The following is a 16,662-nucleotide window of genomic DNA, read 5'->3' on the forward strand; positions in this document are numbered from 1 at the left end:
GGGGCGGCCAGAGAAAGACATAGATGTGGTTCTAAGTGAACTTGTTGAGGTGAACCGCTTCGTATTCTTATTGATGCCCGGGTTCTCGGCATTGGAACTGGGATCCGGCATCGACTCTCTGGCCGCCGCCAACGAAGCAATGGGTAAGGCCTTCTTTCAGTGGAAAACAGCCAGCGAAACGGGCGATAGCATAAAATCTTCTTCAGGGCTGAAAGTAGCAGTCGATAGTGCCCTGCCTGATGTGCACCGTGGAGATTGCATCGTTGTTTGCTGCGCCTTCAATTCCCAAAACTACTCTAAGTCTGGAAGGACTGCGGCTTGGCTACGGCAAGCCGCAAGACTAGGAGCACGACTATGCGGTCTAGGAGGTGGTGCACTGTTTCTCGCCCGGATCGGCATAGCGATCGAAGGACCCATCAGCGCACACTGGAGAATGAAGCCTGTCTTTGAGGAAGGCTATCTGGATCTGGAGCCTACCTGCACAATTTTTGAAGAGGCTTCAAATATCGTCTCCTGCGGGGGAGGTGCCGCCACTCTGGACCTTTTTTCTGCGTTGATCCGCCAAAAAGCAGGTCCGGAAGCCTCTAGTCAGGTTGCTGACCAGCTCCTTTGTGGGTCTATGCGTGACGGAAATTGCCGTCAGAGTATCTCCAGTCTTTATGGTCCGAAACATCGGAACGAAAAGCTATCCAAAGCGCTGAGCTATATGCAGGAAACCTGGGAAGAGCCTGTTTCACCGTCGGTAGTCGCTCGCCAGGTCGGAATATCGACACGGCAACTTGAAAGGCTTTTTAGTCGATATCTGGGGATGAGTCCTAAGACCTACATGATGGTTCTGAGGCTCGAGAGGGCGCGAGCATTGCTGCAGCAAACTCAGATGCGCGTGATCGACGTTGCCACGGCCTGCGGGTTCTCAACACAAGGCCTGTTTTCCAAACACTACAAAAGACACTTCGGGATACTGCCTCGTGACGAAAAGGTTGTGCTTGCGCACTAGCTTCGGAGAACGGCAATGCAATCGACTCAGACAACACTGATCACAACGAAACTAAACTGTGCCTACGGCGAAGCAGAGCGCAGAATGATCCCTTGTGCCTTCGGTGTTCCGATCAACAACACTGCAAATGATCGCACCCCGGATACGTCAATGGGGGAATTCGCAGATCAAGCTATGAACGCAGCTTGAATGAGAGGCCGCGCACGTCAGGGCGCGGCCTTTTTTGCTTGCCATCAAGCGCCTGAAAGGAAGCCATAGAATGAACACCCATTACAGTCATCGGCGCAAGATTGACCCTAGCCAGGGCGTTCGTCTTGGCGATGGGACGGCAAATGACGGCGACCGGGTCGAGATTGGGCCGACCGCACTTGCACATGCTGAATGGCGCGAGGCGGGGTTGGCGTTGCCCGATCTGACCGAGATGCGCAAGGCCCGGCATCAGCGCCTGACCGACGCTATTGTGGCCCGCGGCTATGGGGGGTTGCTGATGTTCGATCCGCTGAACATCCGCTATGCGACCGACACGACGAACATGCAATTGTGGAACACCCACAACCCGTTCCGGGCCTGCCTGCTCTGTGCCGACGGATACATGGTGCTTTGGGACTACAAGAACGCTCCGTTCCTCGCCGAGTATAATCCGCTCGTCCGTGAGAGCCGATCTGGCGCTGACATGTTCTATTTCGCCCGTGGCGACCGGATTGGGCCAGCGGCCGACGCCTTCGCTGCTGAGGTGGCGGACCTGCTGGCCACCCATGCGCCGGGCTATACACAGATCGGGATAGACAAGATCCAGCCTGCGGGACTGGACGCGATCCGCCGAGCGGGGCTGGAGTATCGCGACGGCGAGGAAGTCACCGAACGCACACGGGGCATCAAGACCGAGCACGAGTTACGCGCCATGCGCTGCGCCATACATTCCTGCGAGCGTTCGATGGCCGCCATGGAAGAGTTCGCGCGCGCAGAAATTCCAAAGGGCGGGGTGACCGAGGACGATGTCTGGGCCGTGCTCCATGCCGAGAACATCAAGCGTGGCGGCGAATGGATCGAGACACGGCTGCTCACCTCGGGGCCACGCACGAACCCGTGGTTTCAGGAATGTGGACCTCGGGTCATCGCCGAGAACGAGATCCTCGCCTTCGACACTGATCTGATCGGGCCATATGGCATTTGCGCGGACCTCAGCCGTACATGGTGGATCGGTGACGAACTGGCGCCGAAGCATATGCGCGAGAGCTACGCCGTGGCCGTCGAGCACATCCGCTCCAACACGGCGCTCCTGCGCCCCGGCCTCCACATGGAGGAGCTGACACGCTCATTGCATGTGCTGCAGGACAAGTATCAGGCGCTGAAATATTCCTCTCCGATGCATGGTGTGGGCCTGTGCGACGAATGGCCATTGATCGCCTATCCCGACCGACTGGTGGACGGCGCCTTCGACGCCATTCTCGAACCTGGGCTGACGCTGTGTGTCGAAGCGCTGGTGGGTGAGGTCGGCGGCGACCACATGGTCAAGCTGGAGGATCAGGGAGTTGTGACTGAAAGCGGGTTCGAAACGATTTCGACCTACCCGCTCGATAAGCGCCTGATGGGAGAAACGGCCTAGCTGGCATTCGCAATATCCAAAGCCCGCCAGCAAACCCATGACACGGTCCGCTGACGGTTCAAAATCAGCATACAATGGAGGAAAGTATGAAACCACCTTTAGGCGAATTGGACATTCCAGTTTCCGAGAGCGGCTTTTATGAAGGGTTCTCAAAGAACGTTGCCGTGTCCGCGAAAATCCTCGTGGGTTTGCTCATCGTGTGGGCCGTAGCCTTTCCGGAGAGTGCCGCGGAGACACTAGGAGCATTGAATGGCTTCATTCTGGCAAGCTTTAACTCTTGGTACATCTACGCGGTAGCGTTTTTCCTGATACTTTGCCTTGTTCTCGCAGCATTGCCGGCTTCTGGCAGGCTTCGGCTGGGCCAGGACGATGAAAGGCCTGAATTTTCGAATTTCTCATGGTTTTCAATGATGTTCAGCGCCGGGATCGGCATTGGGATGCTGACTTTTGCGACGGCTGAACCGATTTACCATTTTCAGAACAACCCCCACGTGATTATGGGAGACGTGCCCGCTCAGACAGCTGAAACCGTAAGGTCAGCCTATATCTGGTCATTTGCGCATTGGGGGCTATCGGCCTGGGCATGCTATGCAATTGCCGGACTGGGGTTCGCGTATTTCTCATACCGAAGGGGCCTGCCACTTACGGTGCGCACCGCGCTCATCCCGCTTTTCGGCAAATCGCTTTCGGGCCCAATCGGTCATGTCATCGATATCGTGGCCGTGGTGGCAACTATCCTGGGCGTTGCCCAGACCCTTGGATTTGGTGTCGAGCAGTTTGTAGCCGGCCTTAATCGGATTGGTTTCGGTGACTGGTTGCTGGTGACCGGCGAGGGAGGAACACAAAAAGCGTCCTTTGCCGCCATCATCTTCGCTCTTGTGGTTATCATGGGTGCCTCGACCTTGTCCGCACTCTCCGGTGTCGGCAAGGGGATCAAGTGGCTGTCCAATATCAATATGGGGCTGAGCTTTTTCTTGTTGGCGTTCTTCCTGATTTTCGGTGCAACATTCTTCAGTCTGACGGCCATGTTCGTCGGTATCTGGGATTACCTGCTGGCGCTGCCGGGAATCAGCTTTACCGTCTGGTCAGATGATGGAACCGAAACGGGCGCCGCACTTGCCGGCTGGCAAGGCGGCTGGACGGTGTTCTACTGGGCCTGGTGGATCGCAGTGACCCCGTTCGTTGGTCTGTTTCTTGCCAGAGTTTCGCGTGGGCGCACAGTGCGCGAGTTTGTGTTGGGTGCAATGCTTGTCCCGGCAATGATGTGTTTCATCTGGTTCGCCTTTGTTGGCGGTACGGCCATCCACCTTGAACTTACAGGTGAGGCTGGGGGCTCGATTCTGGGCGCAGGAATCTCAGACCAGCTGTTTGCGACACTGGCCGTTATTCTCAACGACAATCTGACATGGGTGTTCTCAGTTATCGTTGTGGTACTTCTTTTGACATATCTTGTGACCACGGCAGACTCCGCTGTTTTGATCGTAAATACAATCAACGCCGCAGGCGATGACGGCCCGAAAGCCAAGCCGCACATCTATTTCTGGGGTGTCGCCCTGGCACTGGTGGTCGGAGCCCTGCTTGTCATTGGGGGTCTGGGAGCCATTCAAACCGCGATGGTTATTGCGGCTTTGCCATTCAGTTTGGCGATGGTTCTGATGGGCTTTGCACTGATTAAGGCGATCTACAACGATAGTCGAAGAATTGCCGAAGGTGTTCCGACCACCGCCCCGGCATCTGCTGCGGAATGAAGCTTGATAGTGATGAAAGGACTTCGAGATGAAAACGCGTAAATCTTTTGCAGCTATCAGTGTGGCGTCCGCGGTAACTGCCGCTTCTACAGTCTCGGCGGCCGACATGGTCATTGGCGTCCCGAACTGGCCATCGGGGGAAGCCACCGCACATATTCTGAAGGTTGCCTTGGAAAGTCGGCTGGACTTGGACGTCGAACTGCAGGACAGCACCAATGCAGCCATGTTTGCGGCTATGGATGCCGGAACCCTGCATGTGCATCCTGAGGTCTGGCTGCCCAGTCTCGACTACCTTCGACGGGAATATGTCGACGGCCGAAAAACGGTTCAGGTAAAGTCCAGTGGCCCCAAGGGGGCGCAAGGAATGTGCGTGACAAAGGGCACGGCGGAACGCACTGGTATCACGGATATCAAGCAGCTTTCCGATCCGGAAATGGCTCAGAAATTTGATAGTAACGGAGACGGAAAAGGTGAAGTCTGGATCGGCGCTGAAGGTTGGACTTCCACTTCCATCGAACAAGTCCGTGCACGTTCCTACGGCTATCACAAGACTATGAGCCTCAGGATCATGGATGAAGCCGACGCCTTGGCAGAACTGGGGGCTGCTGCCAGACAGAACGAGAATGTCGTATTCTATTGTTATCAGCCGCACTACATGTTCGAAGTGCACGAACTTGTCGTTCTGAGCGAGCCAGCGCACGTAAGTTCAAAGTGGATTATCGTGCCGCCCAACTCGATCCCGGGCTGGTTGGAGAAATCGACCGCCAGCGTTGCCTGGGATACTGACGATCTTCATGTCAGTTATGCGACCAGTTTGGAAAGCGCGCAGCCTGATGCCGTCGCAATGCTAAGCAATGTCAAGTTGGAGACCGAGATGCTCTCGGAAATGTCCTTTGCCTTGGCGGTCGAGAAAAAGGACCCCGAAGCATTTGCAAAGCAATGGGTTGAAGACAACTCGGCTGTTGTCGACAGTTGGTTCCCGTAGTGACATACGTTTCCAAGAATGCTTCAGGCGGTAACGAATTCCAAGCTTGGAAGTGAATTCGGCTTAAGTGTCTGATACCCTTAGGCCTTCCGGTCCAGAAGACCGGGAGGCTGGCAATGCCGCTGATCGGCCTTGCTCTGATCAAGGCAATCGTCAACGGTAGCCGCCGGAACGCAGTTGGTCTTACCTCTACAGTTCCGGATACGGACCCAATTGTGGCCGAATAAAAGTGTGAACAATCCTTGAGTGACTACAGATCGTTTGTGGGCGCTCTTTCCGCACTCAACCGGTGGAGTGAAAGGTGAAAAAATTCGAAGGCAGCTGTCATTGCGGTTCTGTAAAATTCACGTTTTCGATACCCGACATCGATCATGCAATGCGATGCGATTGTTCACTATGTTCCCGCAAAGGCATGGTGATGAGTGCAACGGTTATCCCGCCTGAAGAAATTAAAATCAGAAGTGAGCAGGACGCTCTCTCAACCTACCAATTTGGCACAGAATCGGCGCGGCACTATTTTTGCAATCGCTGTGGAATTCATACATTCGTCGAGACGCGGCTGAACCCTGGCCACTATCGAGTTAACCTGGGATGCATAGATGAGTTGGACGCACTTCGCCTTCCTGAGATAATCTATGACGGAAGAAATCTCTGACGCAACCAAGACGTCTGAAGGGAACTGTACACATCAAAATCGAGTCGTTGCATTTTGACAAACGGCGATCAGAAGAAACAATAACACACACCGATGCTATCGATTCAAACCGTTGGGTAACTCCTCACTCCACTTTCGCAGTTCATCGAGAAATCCAAGCGCCGTTCTGCCAAACTTGGTAATGGAATATTGAACGGAAATAGGGGCAGTATCCATTACTTGCCTCGCAACCAAGCCCTGCTCCTCAAGTTGACGCAATCGCTCGGTGATCATCTTCTTGCTTGCCCCGCCGATCATGCGCGACAGATCGTTGAAACGCACAGGACCATCTTTGAGGTGCCATAAGATAGACCCGGTCCATTTTCCGCCAATGATCCGCATACCTCGTTCTATTGCACATGGCTCCACACAGGCCTCCGAGACCAGTCGGCGCCCTTTGGCATCTTCGTCAATCCGCGCTCGCATCGTCATCCTTTAGCTTAGGCAACTAGGTTACCAAAAGTATACTAGTTGATTTCCAACACCTGTACCATCAAATGCTCTCTGAGCCCGAAGAAAGTCAAGGGTTCAAGATTACACAAATGGGATATGGACATGAGAAAAATCCTGATCGTGAACGGTACTCAGCCCTACGAATTCGCCCGCGGGCAGTTGAACGCCAGCCTAACGGAGCGCGCGCGCGACATGCTTACCGCAATGGGTCACGAGGTACGCGTGGCAACTGTCGCCGACGGCTATGACGCGAATGCTGAGGTTGAGGCGCACATGTGGGCCGATACGGTCATCATGCAGTTTCCGGTGAATTGGATGGGCGTTCCGTGGGTTTTCAAGAAGTACATGGATGAAGTTTACACCGCTGGAATGGATGGGCGGCTAAGTACCGGTGACGGTCGGACGGCAGAAGCACCGAAGGCCAATTATGGGATGGGAGGCGCGCTGAGCGATAAGACTTACATGCTTTCAGTGACGTTCAACGCCCCGAAAGAAGCGTTTAACAATGAGGCCGAACCGTTCTTTGCCGGTGGTAGCGTCGATGATTTGCTGCGCCCGATGCACCTGAACGCAAAGTTCTTTGCGATGCAGCCGCTTCCGACCTTTGCGGCATTTGATGTAATGAAGAACCCAGAAATCGACACCGATTTCGCTCGATTTGACGCGCATCTGAAAACCACGTTTGCCGAGGTTGAACATGTCCCAGCCTGATATCCATCTCTACACCGCCGGTACGATGAACGGTTACAAGCCGGTCATCTTTCTGGAAGAGGCAGGTGTCCCATACGACCTGACTCACATCAACTTTTCCAAACAGGAACAAAAAGCGCCGGATTATCTGGCGCTGAACCCGAACGGAAAGATCCCGACCATCGAAGACCGTTTGGAAGGGCGCGCGATTTTCGAATCCGGCGCGATCCTGTGGTATCTGGCCGAGAAATACGGAAAATTTCTGCCATCGGACCCGGTCAAACGGTCCGAGGTCATGCAATGGATGCTGTTTCAGGTTGGGCACGTAGGACCGATGATGGGACAGGCGATGTATTTCCAGCACATCGCTGCGCCTAATGGCCATGAAGAGCCCTTTTCAATCCGTCGCTACGTGGACGAAAGCCGCCGCTTGATGGAGGTGATGAACTCTCGTCTGGACGGGCGCGAATGGATTGCTGCAGACGAATACACCATAGCTGACATGATGCTGTTCCCATGGGCGCGTGCATATGTCTGGGCAAGGGTAGATGTGTCGGACCTGTCGCATCTGAACGCCTGGTTCGACCGTATTGACGCCCGGCCGGCCGTGCAACGGGCGTTGACCATCCCAAAGGCCAACCCCCAATTCTGGGATACCAACGCAGATGCCAGCGCCTTTGCTAAGGAAAACGCGTCGCGCTTTTCCAGCGATGTAAAAGGAACCTGAACCGTGCAAGCTGCTCTGCCCATTCGCGTCGATATCGTGTCAGACGTTGTTTGCCCTTGGTGTGTGATCGGCTACCACCAACTTGCCAAAGCTGCGCGCGACACCCAGACCGAACTAGATATCCATTGGCATCCATTCGAGCTGAACCCGCAGATGGCCGAGGGTGGCGAGAACCTACGCGAACATCTGGCGGCAAAATACGGGACCACTTTGGAAGGATCGATCAAGGCGCGTGCCCGCCTCAGCGAGATGGGCGCAGCACTTGGGTTCAAGTTCAACTACGCCGATGACATGCGGATGTATAACACCTTCCGAGCGCATCAGTTGATTGACTGGGCAACGGAACTAGGAAAAGGCCACGAGATGAAGCAGGCACTTTTTGCGGCCTTCTTCACCCGTCGCGAGGACGTCTCGGACATGCAGGTTCTCGCTGACGCGGCCGCAGGCATCGGGCTGAACCGCGTGGATGCGCTAGACATGTTGCAAAGCCAAGATCGGGCCAATCACTTGCGCCAAAAAGAGCAATTCTGGATCAGCCAAGGTGTTCGGGGCGTGCCTGCAATGGTGTTCGATCAACGTCACCTCGTGACCGGTGCGCAGGGCGAGGAAAACTACGCCCGCATCCTGCTGCATCTACGAGACGACAGGGCCGCGTGACACCAGTGAATACCAGGCACTTCCGGCGCAAAAAAACCACGATCGGACAGGTGTCGCCCGGCCTGCCATCGCTGAACAACCATTGTGGGGGTTGCATGACGTAAGTCTCCGCGACAACCTTCCTCTTAAATTAAAAACTCAGTCGGAGTGGCCGCATGCCGGCCGCTACAGCCCTTCAACTTGGAAGAGTTCCTAATTTATGGCACTGCATGATCACCCCATCTGGCGGAAGCCGCAACATCACCAAGACCTCGACCACGCGCACGACCATGTCCACTGGGCCGAGCTGTTCTACGACCTGATCCACGTCGTGACGATCTTTCTATTGGGCAATTACCTGTCGCATCATCTCGATCTGCATGGGTTTCTTGTGTTCGCCGGAGTCTTCATAACGCTCTGGTACGCTTGGGGCGAACTCAGCATATTCAACTCGATCTACGTCAGTACCGACTTTTGGCATCGGCTGATTATGGCCGTGATGATCTGCACGGTGATGTTCATGGCAGCGGCGATCCCGGCTATTGACGGAAAGGGTTGGGTTTTCTTCGCGTTAGGATTTGCTGCGAACAGGGCCATGATCGCGGCGCTGTACTATCGAGCCCGGCGGGCCAATTCATCAGGCGAGTCGATGTCGACGGCCCAGATCCGCAATTTCTCGGTCTTTGCGGTGATCTTTGCGATTGCAGCCTTTTTGCCTGCTCCTCTTGCTTACTGGGTGTTTGCCGTCGCAATGGTGGCCACGCAGGCAATGTATATGATCCCCGGTGTCACAGTCCTGCGTTTCGAGAGGTTTGTCCCGCGTCTTGGCCATATGGCTGAACGGTTTGCTCTTTTAACGTTGATCGTATTAGGCGAAGGGTTCTTCAAACTGGTCGTCACCCTGTCCGAAAAAGGAATTTACAAAGTATCACCGGACGTACTCGTCAACTTCGTCATCGGTGGCGTTTCGATGTTCGTGATGTGTTGGATCTATTTCGACTTTGTCGGCAATGCCAAACCAAAAGACAAAAAGGTGTCGACGTTGGTCATCTGGTGGCTTGCGCACCTGATTTTGATGCTTTGCGGCGTCATGGTCGGCGTGGCTCTTGCTGCCGAGGTCAAAGTCGGATTTTGGGAGCCATATCCAACCGAATATGCCGCCATAGGCTGTTTCGGTCTTGCCGGTTACATTGCCATGCTTTGGGTGCTTCAAAACGTCATAGAACATCGTTTGGCGTCGGATTTCGGGCGATGGGACGTGCGTGTATTCGGGATAGTGCTGGCAATCATCTGTTTCTTTGTCGTCCCACATGTCCCCTCTTTGTTAGGCAATCTGATCTGGGGGACAGCTTTGCTATCGCAAATCGCGATCCCCCTGACGCGCGCCTGGACGCAGTTTCGACATGAGTGAGGCACTTACAAGTTCAGGCTATCTAAAAAGAAAAGTCTATTGGTGGCTCGAGCGCCCGGACCGGGCGGCCACCGGTCCCTGGTTGCTTGAAATAGCTCTAATTGCCCTAATCACGCTGAACGTGGCCGCCGTTATCCTGGAAACGGTTGACTCCATATATTTCCGTTGGGGCCTGGCTCTGAACCTCTTTGAGGGTCTTTCTCTGTTTGTCTTCGTGGTCGAATACGCGGCAAGGCTGTGGGTCGCCACTGAAAATCCAAGTTACAAAACGCGCGCTGCATGGGCCGTCTCCCCGATCGCCATCATCGATTTACTAGCGATTTTACCTGCGCTGCTCTACTTGATCTTCCCGGTTGACCTGCGTCTGCTGCGTACCTTCCGCATGTTGCGACTGCTTAAACTCACGCGGTATTCCCCCGCGCTCGGCATGCTGCTTGCTGTGTTTGAGGAAGAGGCTGGCGCCTTTTTTGCAGGTTTCTTCATCCTGATGGTGATGCTGATTTTTGCGGCCAGTGGTGCTTGGCTGGCCGAGCACGAAGCGCAACCGGATGCCTTCGGTTCGATCCCCGCAGCGATGTGGTGGGCGATGGCAACGCTGACGACCGTTGGTTATGGCGACGTGACGCCCGTGACAGTTGCCGGTAAGATCTTCGGCGCTGCGATCACCGTGATTGGCATCGGTATGGCTGCGTTGCCTGCAGGGATCATTGCCAGCGGCCTGAACGACCAGTTGCACCGCCGACGGGCCAGCCTGGAACGTGAATTTCGAAAGGCCTTGGAAGACGGCGATATCTGCGAGGCCGATGAGAAAGAGATTGACGCAGTTCGCAAGCAATTGGGTCTCTCGCGCCGCGCTGCCGATCATATCCGAAACCGCGTGCATGCCGAAACAATATCACAGGTCGATCACTGTCCCACATGTGGTCAGCCGACCAAGCAAAAGGCCAAGTCGTGAACGCCAGCATCGGACTGCTTGTCTACGGAGTTCGAGATTTGCGGGGAAAAACTGTCTGTCAGTTCTTTAGCGTGCGCTCTTTCGTTGATCCCAAAAATCGGAGTCAATGAAACTGAAAAGGTCTTGTCAGAAGAACTTTGGTTGAGCGAGTTAGGGTTGTTGCGTAGCTTTTGCCCATGACCAATCTGGCCTCTTTCAAGGGTCTTGTCAGATTAACATTGCTTGAGCGGGGCAGGGCGGTTGCGTAGCTTTTGTCCATGACCAAGCCTGCCTCTTTCAAGTAATTTAAAACCAGCCCAGAGATCATCCGCCTTGCGGTGATGCTGTACGTCCGTTTCCCGCTCTCGCTTCGGAATGTCGAAGATCTGTTGCACGAGCGAGGCATCGACGTGAGTCACGAAACTGTCCGATATTGGTGGAACAGGTTCGGGCCGATGTTTGCTGCTGAGATCAGACGGAAGCGTGTTCAGCAACTGCGCGCGTTCTCCAAATGGAAGTGGCACGTGGACGAAGTTTTCGTGAAGGTAAATGGCAAGCGGCATTGTCTTTGGCGGGCTGTTGATCACGAAGGCGAGGTGCTGGAAGCCGTTGTCACCAAACGCCGAAACAAAGCTGCAGCACTGAAATTCCTCAAGAAGTTAATGAAGCGACACGGCAAAGCGGAAACCGTCGTCACGGATCGCTTTGCCTCATACAGAGCCGCGCTCAGAGAACTGGGTGCGCTCGAAAAACAAAGGACGGGCAGGTGGCTCAACAACCGCGTCGAGAACTCGCTCCTGCCTTTCCGACGACGCGAACGCGCGATGCAACGTTTCAGGCGCATGCGAAGTTTACAGAAATTCGCCTCCGTTCATTCCTCCGTCTACAATCACTTCAATCAGGAACGATCGCTCACCAGCCGAGACACCTTCAAGTTGACACGCAGCGCCGCTCTTGCCGAGTGGCGTCAACTTTGTTCCGGATAGGTTCACGGTTCCCGCGGCAAACTGAGACTGGTTCGAATTCGTCTGACAGCACCACCCGAACGACCAAGAAGGGAAGATCGCATGCGGTTCTGACACCACGCGAGGGCGCGGTCTTGTCAGAGGAACTTTGCTTGAGCGGGGCAGGGTGGTCGCATAGCTTCTGGCAATGACCAAACCCGTCTCGTTCAAATACTTCAAAACCAGCCCTGAGATCATTCGCCTGGCGGTGATGCTTTACATCCGTTTTCCGCTTTCATTGCGGAATGTCGAAGACCTGCTGCACGAGCGTGGCATTGATGTCAGCCACGAAACCGTCCGATATTGGTGGAATAGGTTCGGTCCGATGTTTGCCTCGGAAATTCGCAGAAAACGGGTCCAGCAATTGCGGGCATACTCAAGGTCGAAGTGGCATGTCGACGAAGTCTTCGTAAAGGTAAACGGTCGGCGGCACTACCTGTGGCGCGCCGTTGATCACGAAGGCGAGGTGCTTGAAGCCGTTGTCACCAAACGCCGAAACAAACAGGCAGCACTGAAATTTCTCAAGAAATTGATGCGGCGACACGGCGCTGCGGATGAAGTTGTCACCGATCGCTTCGCGTCATACCGAGCCGCGCTCAGAGATCTCGGTGCGACGGAAAAGCAGAAGACGGGCAGGTGGCTTAACAACCGGGTTGAGAACTCACACCTTCCGTTCCGACGAAGAGAACGCGCGATGCAGCGATTCAGGCGTATGCAAAGTTTACAGAAATTCGCCGCCGTCCACTCCTCCGTCTACAACCACTTTAACCAGGAGCGATCTCTAACCAGCCGAGGCACCTTCAAGCTGACACGCGCCGCTGCTCTCGCCGAGTGGCGCGAACTTGGCGCGGCATGAAGGACAGCTCTACTGGCCTAGTTGAGGCTAGTTCGAATTTGTCTGACAGCACCTACTAAGCGACGTATGCACTGCGTTTCGGGCGCTTGTGGCTGGATCATCTTCAACAAACAGGGCCATAATGGCGTCGCCAATAAACTTTTCGATGAATCCGCCATTCATGTGAACCTGCGTGTTCATCTGGTCGAAATATGTGTTTAGAAAACTCAATAGCTCCTGGGGCGATTGGCCCTCTGAAAAAGTGGTAAAAGACCGAATGTCGGCAAACAGGATCGTCACGATGCCGGCTTCTCCATCCCCCAATTTAATGTTGCTCAAACCTTGTCTGGCAAGGCGATCCAAAAATTGCCGCGGGACAAATTTTCTAAAGGTGTCGCGAAGTCGGATGTTCTGCAGCAATGCACTGACTTGTGCGGCAACCATACTAAAAAATCCAAATCGTTCGCGGAAAAGGCACGATAGAGCGCGGCTTTTGCAACAGAAAACCCAATAACGTACAGGCCATAAAAATCTCCCGAGTCGGATCGAAGCGGGCAGACAATTGCGCTGCTTAGGTTGAAAGCTCCCGTCGGTCTTGTCAGATTAACTTTGCTTGAGCGGGGCACGGCGGTTGCGTAGCGTTTAGGGATGACCAGACCTGTCTCTTTTAAGTACTTCAAAACCAGTCCCGAGATCATCCGCTTAGCGGTAATGCTGTACATCCGATTCCCGCTCTCGCTGCGGAATGTCGAAGATCTGCTGCACGAGCGAGGCATCGACGTGAGCCACGAAACTGTCCGATATTGGTGGAACAGGTTTGGCCCTATGTTTGCTGCTGAGATCAGGCGGAAGCGTGTTCAGCAGCTACGCGCGTTCTCCAAATGGAAGTGGCACGTGGACGAGGTTTTCGTAAAGGTGAATGGCGAGCGGCATTATCTTTGACGGGCTGTTGATCACGAAGGCGAGGTGCTGGAAGCCGTTGTCACCAAACGCCGAAACAAAGCTGCAGCACTGAAGTTCCTCAGGAAATTGATGAAGCGGCATGGTTGCGCCGAAGAGATCGTCACAGATCGCTTCGCTTCTTACAAGGCTGCTCTCAGAGAGCTTGGTGCGACCGAAAAACAGCATACGGGCAGGTGGCTCAACAACCGCGTCGAGAGTTCGCACCTGCCGTTTCGACGACGCGAACGCGCAATGCAGCGTTTCAGGCGCATGCGAAGTTTACAGAAATTCGCAGCCGTCCATTCTTACATTTACAACCACTTCAACCAGGAAAGATCTCTCACCACCCGAGACGCCTTCAAGCTGACACGCACTGCCGCTCTCGTCGAGTGGCGTCAACTTTGTTCCGGATAGGATCGCGGTTTCCACAGCAAACTGAGACTGGTTCGAATTCGTCTGACAGCACCCCTGTTCGCAACAATTGCCATTTCACTGACATGTACCAACAGCTCAGCACCAGCGGTTGTCAGATTAAGCGACTTGCCAACCCTTTCAAACAAGATGACGCCGAGCGCCTGTTCCAGCGCGGCGACTTGGCGACCGACGGTTGGTTGGGTCTGCCCAAGCACGCGCGCTGCCGCGGAAAACGAACCTTCTTCTGCCGTTGCAAGAAAGGACCGAGCCTGGTTCCAATCGAAATTGATAGCGTTCCAATTCATGCATTAATGCATAACAGTTCTGCAATATCTGGCAATTCCATAGAATCGCGTTTTAATTTACTGGCCGCTGTGAAAAGTTTGAAAGAGAGATCAAAGATGGCTGCATTGTCCAATGATGCCGAGTTCTGGAGCAAGATTTCGCGCAGATATGCGGCTGATCCTATCCGGAACATGGAAGGGTATCTGAACGCGCTCGAACGTTCAAAGTCCTACCTGCAAGCCGAAGACAGTGTGTTGGAAATCGGGTGTGGAACGGGGTCAACCGCGTTGCTACTGGCACCGCATGTGGCTCAAGTCACCGCCTCCGATCTCGCACCGGGGATGATCGAAATCGCAAACGAGAAACTCGCTGAAGAAGAGTTGGAGAATGTCACGTTCAAAGTGGCCGAGGTTCTACAGCACGATCCTGACGACGGTTCTTACGACGCTGTCCTCGCACATAATCTACTGCACCTTGTTCCCGATATGGGCCATGCACTCGAACACATTGCGACCCTTGCAAAACCCGGTGGGGTATTCATTTCCAAGACCGTCTGCGCTCCAGAGAGTGGAGGGTTCAAATATGGCATAATCAGCCGAATAGCGATCCCGATTATGCAGGTGCTCGGGAAAGCTCCGTTCGTAAATTTTGTATCCGTTGCTGAACTCCAGCACGCTATTGAACGTGCGGGCTTCGATATCGTTGAGACAGCGGATCAAGCCGGGTTGTTGCCGAGCCGGTACATTGTCGCGAGAAAGCTGTGAAACAGTATTCGCGCCAGAATTACTTTGCATGCAAGGGACATCTCGGGCCATCAAATGAGTACAATGATGAAAGATGGGATTTCATTTGCGCGCTTTTCGGAAATCGACCCGAATGACATTTCGGTTCATATGTCCGACCCCCGGGTAGCAGAGCATATGCCGCTTTTGACGTTCAAATGGAATGTTGAGGTCGCAAGAGAATTTATCGCCAAAAAGGAAGGCTACTGGGCGCGGGACGGTCTTGGACATTGGGCGTTTTTGTCAGGCGGTCGGTATGTTGGTTGGGGGGGCTTTCAAAAAGAAGGTGGCGAGTGGGATTTTGGGTTGGTTTTGCGGCCCGACGCCTTTGGACTTGGGAAACGGATTTCCAAAATGGCAATCGACTTTGCGATCGCTGACAAACGTATCCCCTTTGTCACGTTTCTGCTGCCACCAAGTAGAAAAAACCTGGGTGCACTCCGGAAACTCGGTGCCAAACACATCGGCGAGATCGAATACGAAGATGCTCAGTTTCTCAAGTTTCGCCTGGATACGGAGTGAGCTCTGTTCTTCCTGATTTTTCCCGGTGGTGCGCCAAATACCCGTTTGAAGGCTTTGTTGAACGCAGGCTCTGACAAGTATCCGATGTCAGAAGCAATCTGCGAGATAGGTTGATCGGTGGACACCAACCTTTCACTGGCCAGGTGCATACGCCACGTTGCAAGATACTGGATTGCTGGAACGCCTACCAACTCAGTGAACCGTGCCGCGAAAGCGGATCTGGACATACCAGCAACCTCCGCGAGAGACTCGACTGTCCAAGCCGCAGCAGGCGTACGGTGAATTGCGACTATCGTGCGCCCGATCTGCGGGTCTCGCGCAGCTTTTAACCAGCCTCGATCTGCATCGGGTGCGCTGTTCAGCCAACGACGAATGGCCTCAATGACAACCACATCGGCCAGTCGCGTGATCACGGTTTCGCCGCCCGGTCTCAATTCCCGCGCCTCTTTTGCGATGAATTGCAAAGTTGCCTGTAACCAGCTTCCGGCGTCCTCCTCCCAAGGGTCGATTTTGAGTACATCCGGAAGCAAGCACATCAACATATCACTGGCGGCGTGATCTATTCGGACCAAGCCGTACATGATGCCCGTCTCCGCGCCGCCGCCGCCGTTTTCCAGTGTTTCATAAAGCTCGGTTACCTTGCGAATGGGCAATTCCTCCAGCGACAAAAGCGGCGTGTCTTCTGAGCTAAAGAAACCGACCGGTGCTCCGTTGGTCATCAAGACCAGATCGCCTTTTTCGACCTCGAACGGGTCATCGTCACCGACCTTCATCAAGCACCGCCCGTGTGTGATGACCGCAAAGCTCAGTACGTCGGGAAATCCCGGTATCGATACGCCCCACGGTGCAGTCAAGCGAGACTGGCAATAGAATGTACCTGTCAATTTAAGTAAATGAAGGATTTCCCCCAGCGGATCGCCGATCGGCTGTGCCAGTGCATCTGGGTCAGGGACATGCGGTTCAACCTTGTTCATGTGGGGACCTTGGCTGAAATTTA

General features: G+C 54.3%; 19 protein-coding genes and 1 pseudogene. 16 read left to right on the forward strand and 4 right to left on the reverse strand.

Annotation, left to right across the window (positions count from 1 at the left end; all coding sequences use genetic code 11):
- Nucleotides 1-49 precede the first annotated feature (49 nt).
- The 6 genes from ACR0AH_RS00090 to ACR0AH_RS00115 all read left to right on the forward strand — a co-directional run bounded on the left by ACR0AH_RS00090 (nt 50) and on the right by ACR0AH_RS00115 (nt 5,991).
- The gene (locus ACR0AH_RS00090; RefSeq protein WP_170687690.1) at nt 50-997 is read left to right on the forward strand and encodes a GlxA family transcriptional regulator; all 948 of its coding nucleotides are present in this window, start codon (nt 50-52) and stop codon (nt 995-997) included.
- A 15-nt stretch (nt 998-1,012) separates the two neighbouring features.
- On the forward strand, nt 1,013-1,186 hold the full coding sequence (locus ACR0AH_RS00095) for a hypothetical protein (RefSeq protein WP_170800093.1): 174 nt from the start codon (nt 1,013-1,015) through the stop codon (nt 1,184-1,186).
- Nucleotides 1,187-1,256: 70 nt separating this feature from the next.
- Nucleotides 1,257-2,603 carry a dimethylsulfonioproprionate lyase DddP gene (gene dddP / locus ACR0AH_RS00100; RefSeq protein WP_480589734.1) on the forward strand — a complete coding sequence of 449 codons (1,347 nt, stop codon included), beginning with the start codon at nt 1,257-1,259 and terminating at the stop codon, nt 2,601-2,603.
- An 86-nt stretch (nt 2,604-2,689) separates the two neighbouring features.
- Nucleotides 2,690-4,351 carry a BCCT family transporter gene (locus ACR0AH_RS00105; protein WP_120981184.1) on the forward strand — a complete coding sequence of 554 codons (1,662 nt, stop codon included), beginning with the start codon at nt 2,690-2,692 and terminating at the stop codon, nt 4,349-4,351.
- Nucleotides 4,352-4,379: 28 nt separating this feature from the next.
- Nucleotides 4,380-5,336 (forward strand): ABC transporter substrate-binding protein, encoded by a 957-nt coding sequence (locus ACR0AH_RS00110; RefSeq protein ID WP_480589736.1) that lies wholly within the window; start codon nt 4,380-4,382, stop codon nt 5,334-5,336.
- A gap of 301 nt (nt 5,337-5,637) precedes the next feature.
- A complete protein-coding gene (locus tag ACR0AH_RS00115; RefSeq protein WP_120981186.1) occupies nt 5,638-5,991 on the forward strand; it encodes a GFA family protein in 354 nt (117 codons plus the stop codon).
- A 96-nt stretch (nt 5,992-6,087) separates the two neighbouring features.
- On the opposite strand, the gene ACR0AH_RS00120 is transcribed toward ACR0AH_RS00115, so the two are convergent.
- Nucleotides 6,088-6,372 carry a winged helix-turn-helix transcriptional regulator gene (locus tag ACR0AH_RS00120; protein ID WP_259462647.1) on the reverse strand — a complete coding sequence of 95 codons (285 nt, stop codon included), beginning with the start codon at nt 6,370-6,372 and terminating at the stop codon, nt 6,088-6,090.
- Between the two features lie 213 nt (nt 6,373-6,585).
- Here ACR0AH_RS00120 and ACR0AH_RS00125 point away from each other — a divergent pair, with 213 nt between their 5' ends.
- The 7 genes from ACR0AH_RS00125 to ACR0AH_RS00155 all read left to right on the forward strand — a co-directional run bounded on the left by ACR0AH_RS00125 (nt 6,586) and on the right by ACR0AH_RS00155 (nt 12,741).
- Nucleotides 6,586-7,194 (forward strand): NAD(P)H-dependent oxidoreductase, encoded by a 609-nt coding sequence (locus tag ACR0AH_RS00125; RefSeq protein WP_480589739.1) that lies wholly within the window; start codon nt 6,586-6,588, stop codon nt 7,192-7,194.
- Nucleotides 7,181-7,900 carry a glutathione S-transferase family protein gene (locus ACR0AH_RS00130; RefSeq protein WP_480589741.1) on the forward strand — a complete coding sequence of 240 codons (720 nt, stop codon included), beginning with the start codon at nt 7,181-7,183 and terminating at the stop codon, nt 7,898-7,900. The genes ACR0AH_RS00125 and ACR0AH_RS00130 overlap by 14 nt, the downstream gene beginning before the upstream one ends.
- A gap of 3 nt (nt 7,901-7,903) precedes the next feature.
- A complete protein-coding gene (locus tag ACR0AH_RS00135) occupies nt 7,904-8,557 on the forward strand; it encodes a DsbA family oxidoreductase (RefSeq protein WP_259462648.1) in 654 nt (217 codons plus the stop codon).
- A gap of 199 nt (nt 8,558-8,756) precedes the next feature.
- Nucleotides 8,757-9,947 carry a low temperature requirement protein A gene (locus tag ACR0AH_RS00140; protein ID WP_120981189.1) on the forward strand — a complete coding sequence of 397 codons (1,191 nt, stop codon included), beginning with the start codon at nt 8,757-8,759 and terminating at the stop codon, nt 9,945-9,947.
- On the forward strand, nt 9,940-10,902 hold the full coding sequence (locus ACR0AH_RS00145) for an ion transporter (protein ID WP_170510845.1): 963 nt from the start codon (nt 9,940-9,942) through the stop codon (nt 10,900-10,902). The genes ACR0AH_RS00140 and ACR0AH_RS00145 overlap by 8 nt, the downstream gene beginning before the upstream one ends.
- A gap of 320 nt (nt 10,903-11,222) precedes the next feature.
- On the forward strand, nt 11,223-11,867 hold the full coding sequence (locus ACR0AH_RS00150) for an IS6 family transposase (RefSeq protein WP_480589744.1): 645 nt from the start codon (nt 11,223-11,225) through the stop codon (nt 11,865-11,867).
- A 166-nt stretch (nt 11,868-12,033) separates the two neighbouring features.
- Entirely contained in the window at nt 12,034-12,741 is a 708-nt protein-coding gene (locus tag ACR0AH_RS00155; RefSeq protein WP_170470386.1) for an IS6 family transposase, read from the forward strand.
- Nucleotides 12,742-12,768: 27 nt separating this feature from the next.
- Here ACR0AH_RS00155 and ACR0AH_RS00160 read toward each other — a convergent pair whose 3' ends face one another.
- Complete coding sequence (locus ACR0AH_RS00160) at nt 12,769-13,164, reverse strand: adenylate/guanylate cyclase domain-containing protein (RefSeq protein ID WP_480589747.1); 396 nt, start codon at nt 13,162-13,164, stop codon at nt 12,769-12,771.
- 204 nt (nt 13,165-13,368) lie between these two features.
- Here ACR0AH_RS00160 and ACR0AH_RS00165 point away from each other — a divergent pair.
- Nucleotides 13,369-14,076: pseudogene (locus tag ACR0AH_RS00165) on the forward strand (IS6 family transposase).
- Here ACR0AH_RS00165 and ACR0AH_RS00170 read toward each other — a convergent pair.
- Nucleotides 14,058-14,381: a LysR family transcriptional regulator gene (locus tag ACR0AH_RS00170; protein ID WP_480589750.1), complete on the reverse strand. Its 324-nt coding sequence runs from the start codon at nt 14,379-14,381 to the stop codon at nt 14,058-14,060. The pseudogene ACR0AH_RS00165 and the gene ACR0AH_RS00170 sit on opposite strands and share 19 nt — an antisense overlap.
- 96 nt (nt 14,382-14,477) lie before the next feature.
- Here ACR0AH_RS00170 and ACR0AH_RS00175 point away from each other — a divergent pair, with 96 nt between their 5' ends.
- Nucleotides 14,478-15,125, forward strand: coding sequence for a class I SAM-dependent methyltransferase (locus ACR0AH_RS00175; protein ID WP_480589752.1), 648 nt, complete (start codon nt 14,478-14,480; stop codon nt 15,123-15,125).
- A gap of 54 nt (nt 15,126-15,179) precedes the next feature.
- Nucleotides 15,180-15,665: a GNAT family N-acetyltransferase gene (locus tag ACR0AH_RS00180; protein ID WP_480589755.1), complete on the forward strand. Its 486-nt coding sequence runs from the start codon at nt 15,180-15,182 to the stop codon at nt 15,663-15,665.
- Here ACR0AH_RS00180 and ACR0AH_RS00185 read toward each other — a convergent pair.
- Entirely contained in the window at nt 15,632-16,639 is a 1,008-nt protein-coding gene (locus ACR0AH_RS00185) for an AraC family transcriptional regulator (RefSeq protein ID WP_480589758.1), read from the reverse strand. The genes ACR0AH_RS00180 and ACR0AH_RS00185 overlap by 34 nt on opposite strands.
- Between the last annotated feature and the right edge of the window lie 23 nt (nt 16,640-16,662).

This window comes from Ruegeria sp. AM5 (assembly GCF_056540645.1).

Excerpts from the sequence above, each read along its gene's own strand:
- ACR0AH_RS00140 (WP_120981189.1), top strand. The coding sequence starts at position 8,757 with ATGGCACTGCATGATCACCCCATCTGGCGGAAGCCGCAACATCACCAA.
- ACR0AH_RS00105 (WP_120981184.1), top strand. The coding sequence starts at position 2,690 with ATGAAACCACCTTTAGGCGAATTGGACATTCCAGTTTCCGAGAGCGGC.
- ACR0AH_RS00180 (WP_480589755.1), top strand. The coding sequence starts at position 15,180 with ATGAGTACAATGATGAAAGATGGGATTTCATTTGCGCGCTTTTCGGAA.
- ACR0AH_RS00145 (WP_170510845.1), top strand. The coding sequence starts at position 9,940 with ATGAGTGAGGCACTTACAAGTTCAGGCTATCTAAAAAGAAAAGTCTAT.
- ACR0AH_RS00125 (WP_480589739.1), top strand. The coding sequence starts at position 6,586 with ATGAGAAAAATCCTGATCGTGAACGGTACTCAGCCCTACGAATTCGCC.
- ACR0AH_RS00110 (WP_480589736.1), top strand. The coding sequence starts at position 4,380 with ATGAAAACGCGTAAATCTTTTGCAGCTATCAGTGTGGCGTCCGCGGTA.
- ACR0AH_RS00130 (WP_480589741.1), top strand. The coding sequence starts at position 7,181 with ATGTCCCAGCCTGATATCCATCTCTACACCGCCGGTACGATGAACGGT.
- ACR0AH_RS00120 (WP_259462647.1), bottom strand. The coding sequence starts at position 6,372 with ATGCGGATCATTGGCGGAAAATGGACCGGGTCTATCTTATGGCACCTC.
- ACR0AH_RS00095 (WP_170800093.1), top strand. The coding sequence starts at position 1,013 with ATGCAATCGACTCAGACAACACTGATCACAACGAAACTAAACTGTGCC.
- ACR0AH_RS00160 (WP_480589747.1), bottom strand. The coding sequence starts at position 13,164 with ATGGTTGCCGCACAAGTCAGTGCATTGCTGCAGAACATCCGACTTCGC.
- ACR0AH_RS00150 (WP_480589744.1), top strand. The coding sequence starts at position 11,223 with ATGCTGTACGTCCGTTTCCCGCTCTCGCTTCGGAATGTCGAAGATCTG.
- dddP (WP_480589734.1), top strand. The coding sequence starts at position 1,257 with ATGAACACCCATTACAGTCATCGGCGCAAGATTGACCCTAGCCAGGGC.
- ACR0AH_RS00185 (WP_480589758.1), bottom strand. The coding sequence starts at position 16,639 with ATGAACAAGGTTGAACCGCATGTCCCTGACCCAGATGCACTGGCACAG.
- ACR0AH_RS00170 (WP_480589750.1), bottom strand. The coding sequence starts at position 14,381 with ATGAATTGGAACGCTATCAATTTCGATTGGAACCAGGCTCGGTCCTTT.
- ACR0AH_RS00155 (WP_170470386.1), top strand. The coding sequence starts at position 12,034 with ATGACCAAACCCGTCTCGTTCAAATACTTCAAAACCAGCCCTGAGATC.
- ACR0AH_RS00175 (WP_480589752.1), top strand. The coding sequence starts at position 14,478 with ATGGCTGCATTGTCCAATGATGCCGAGTTCTGGAGCAAGATTTCGCGC.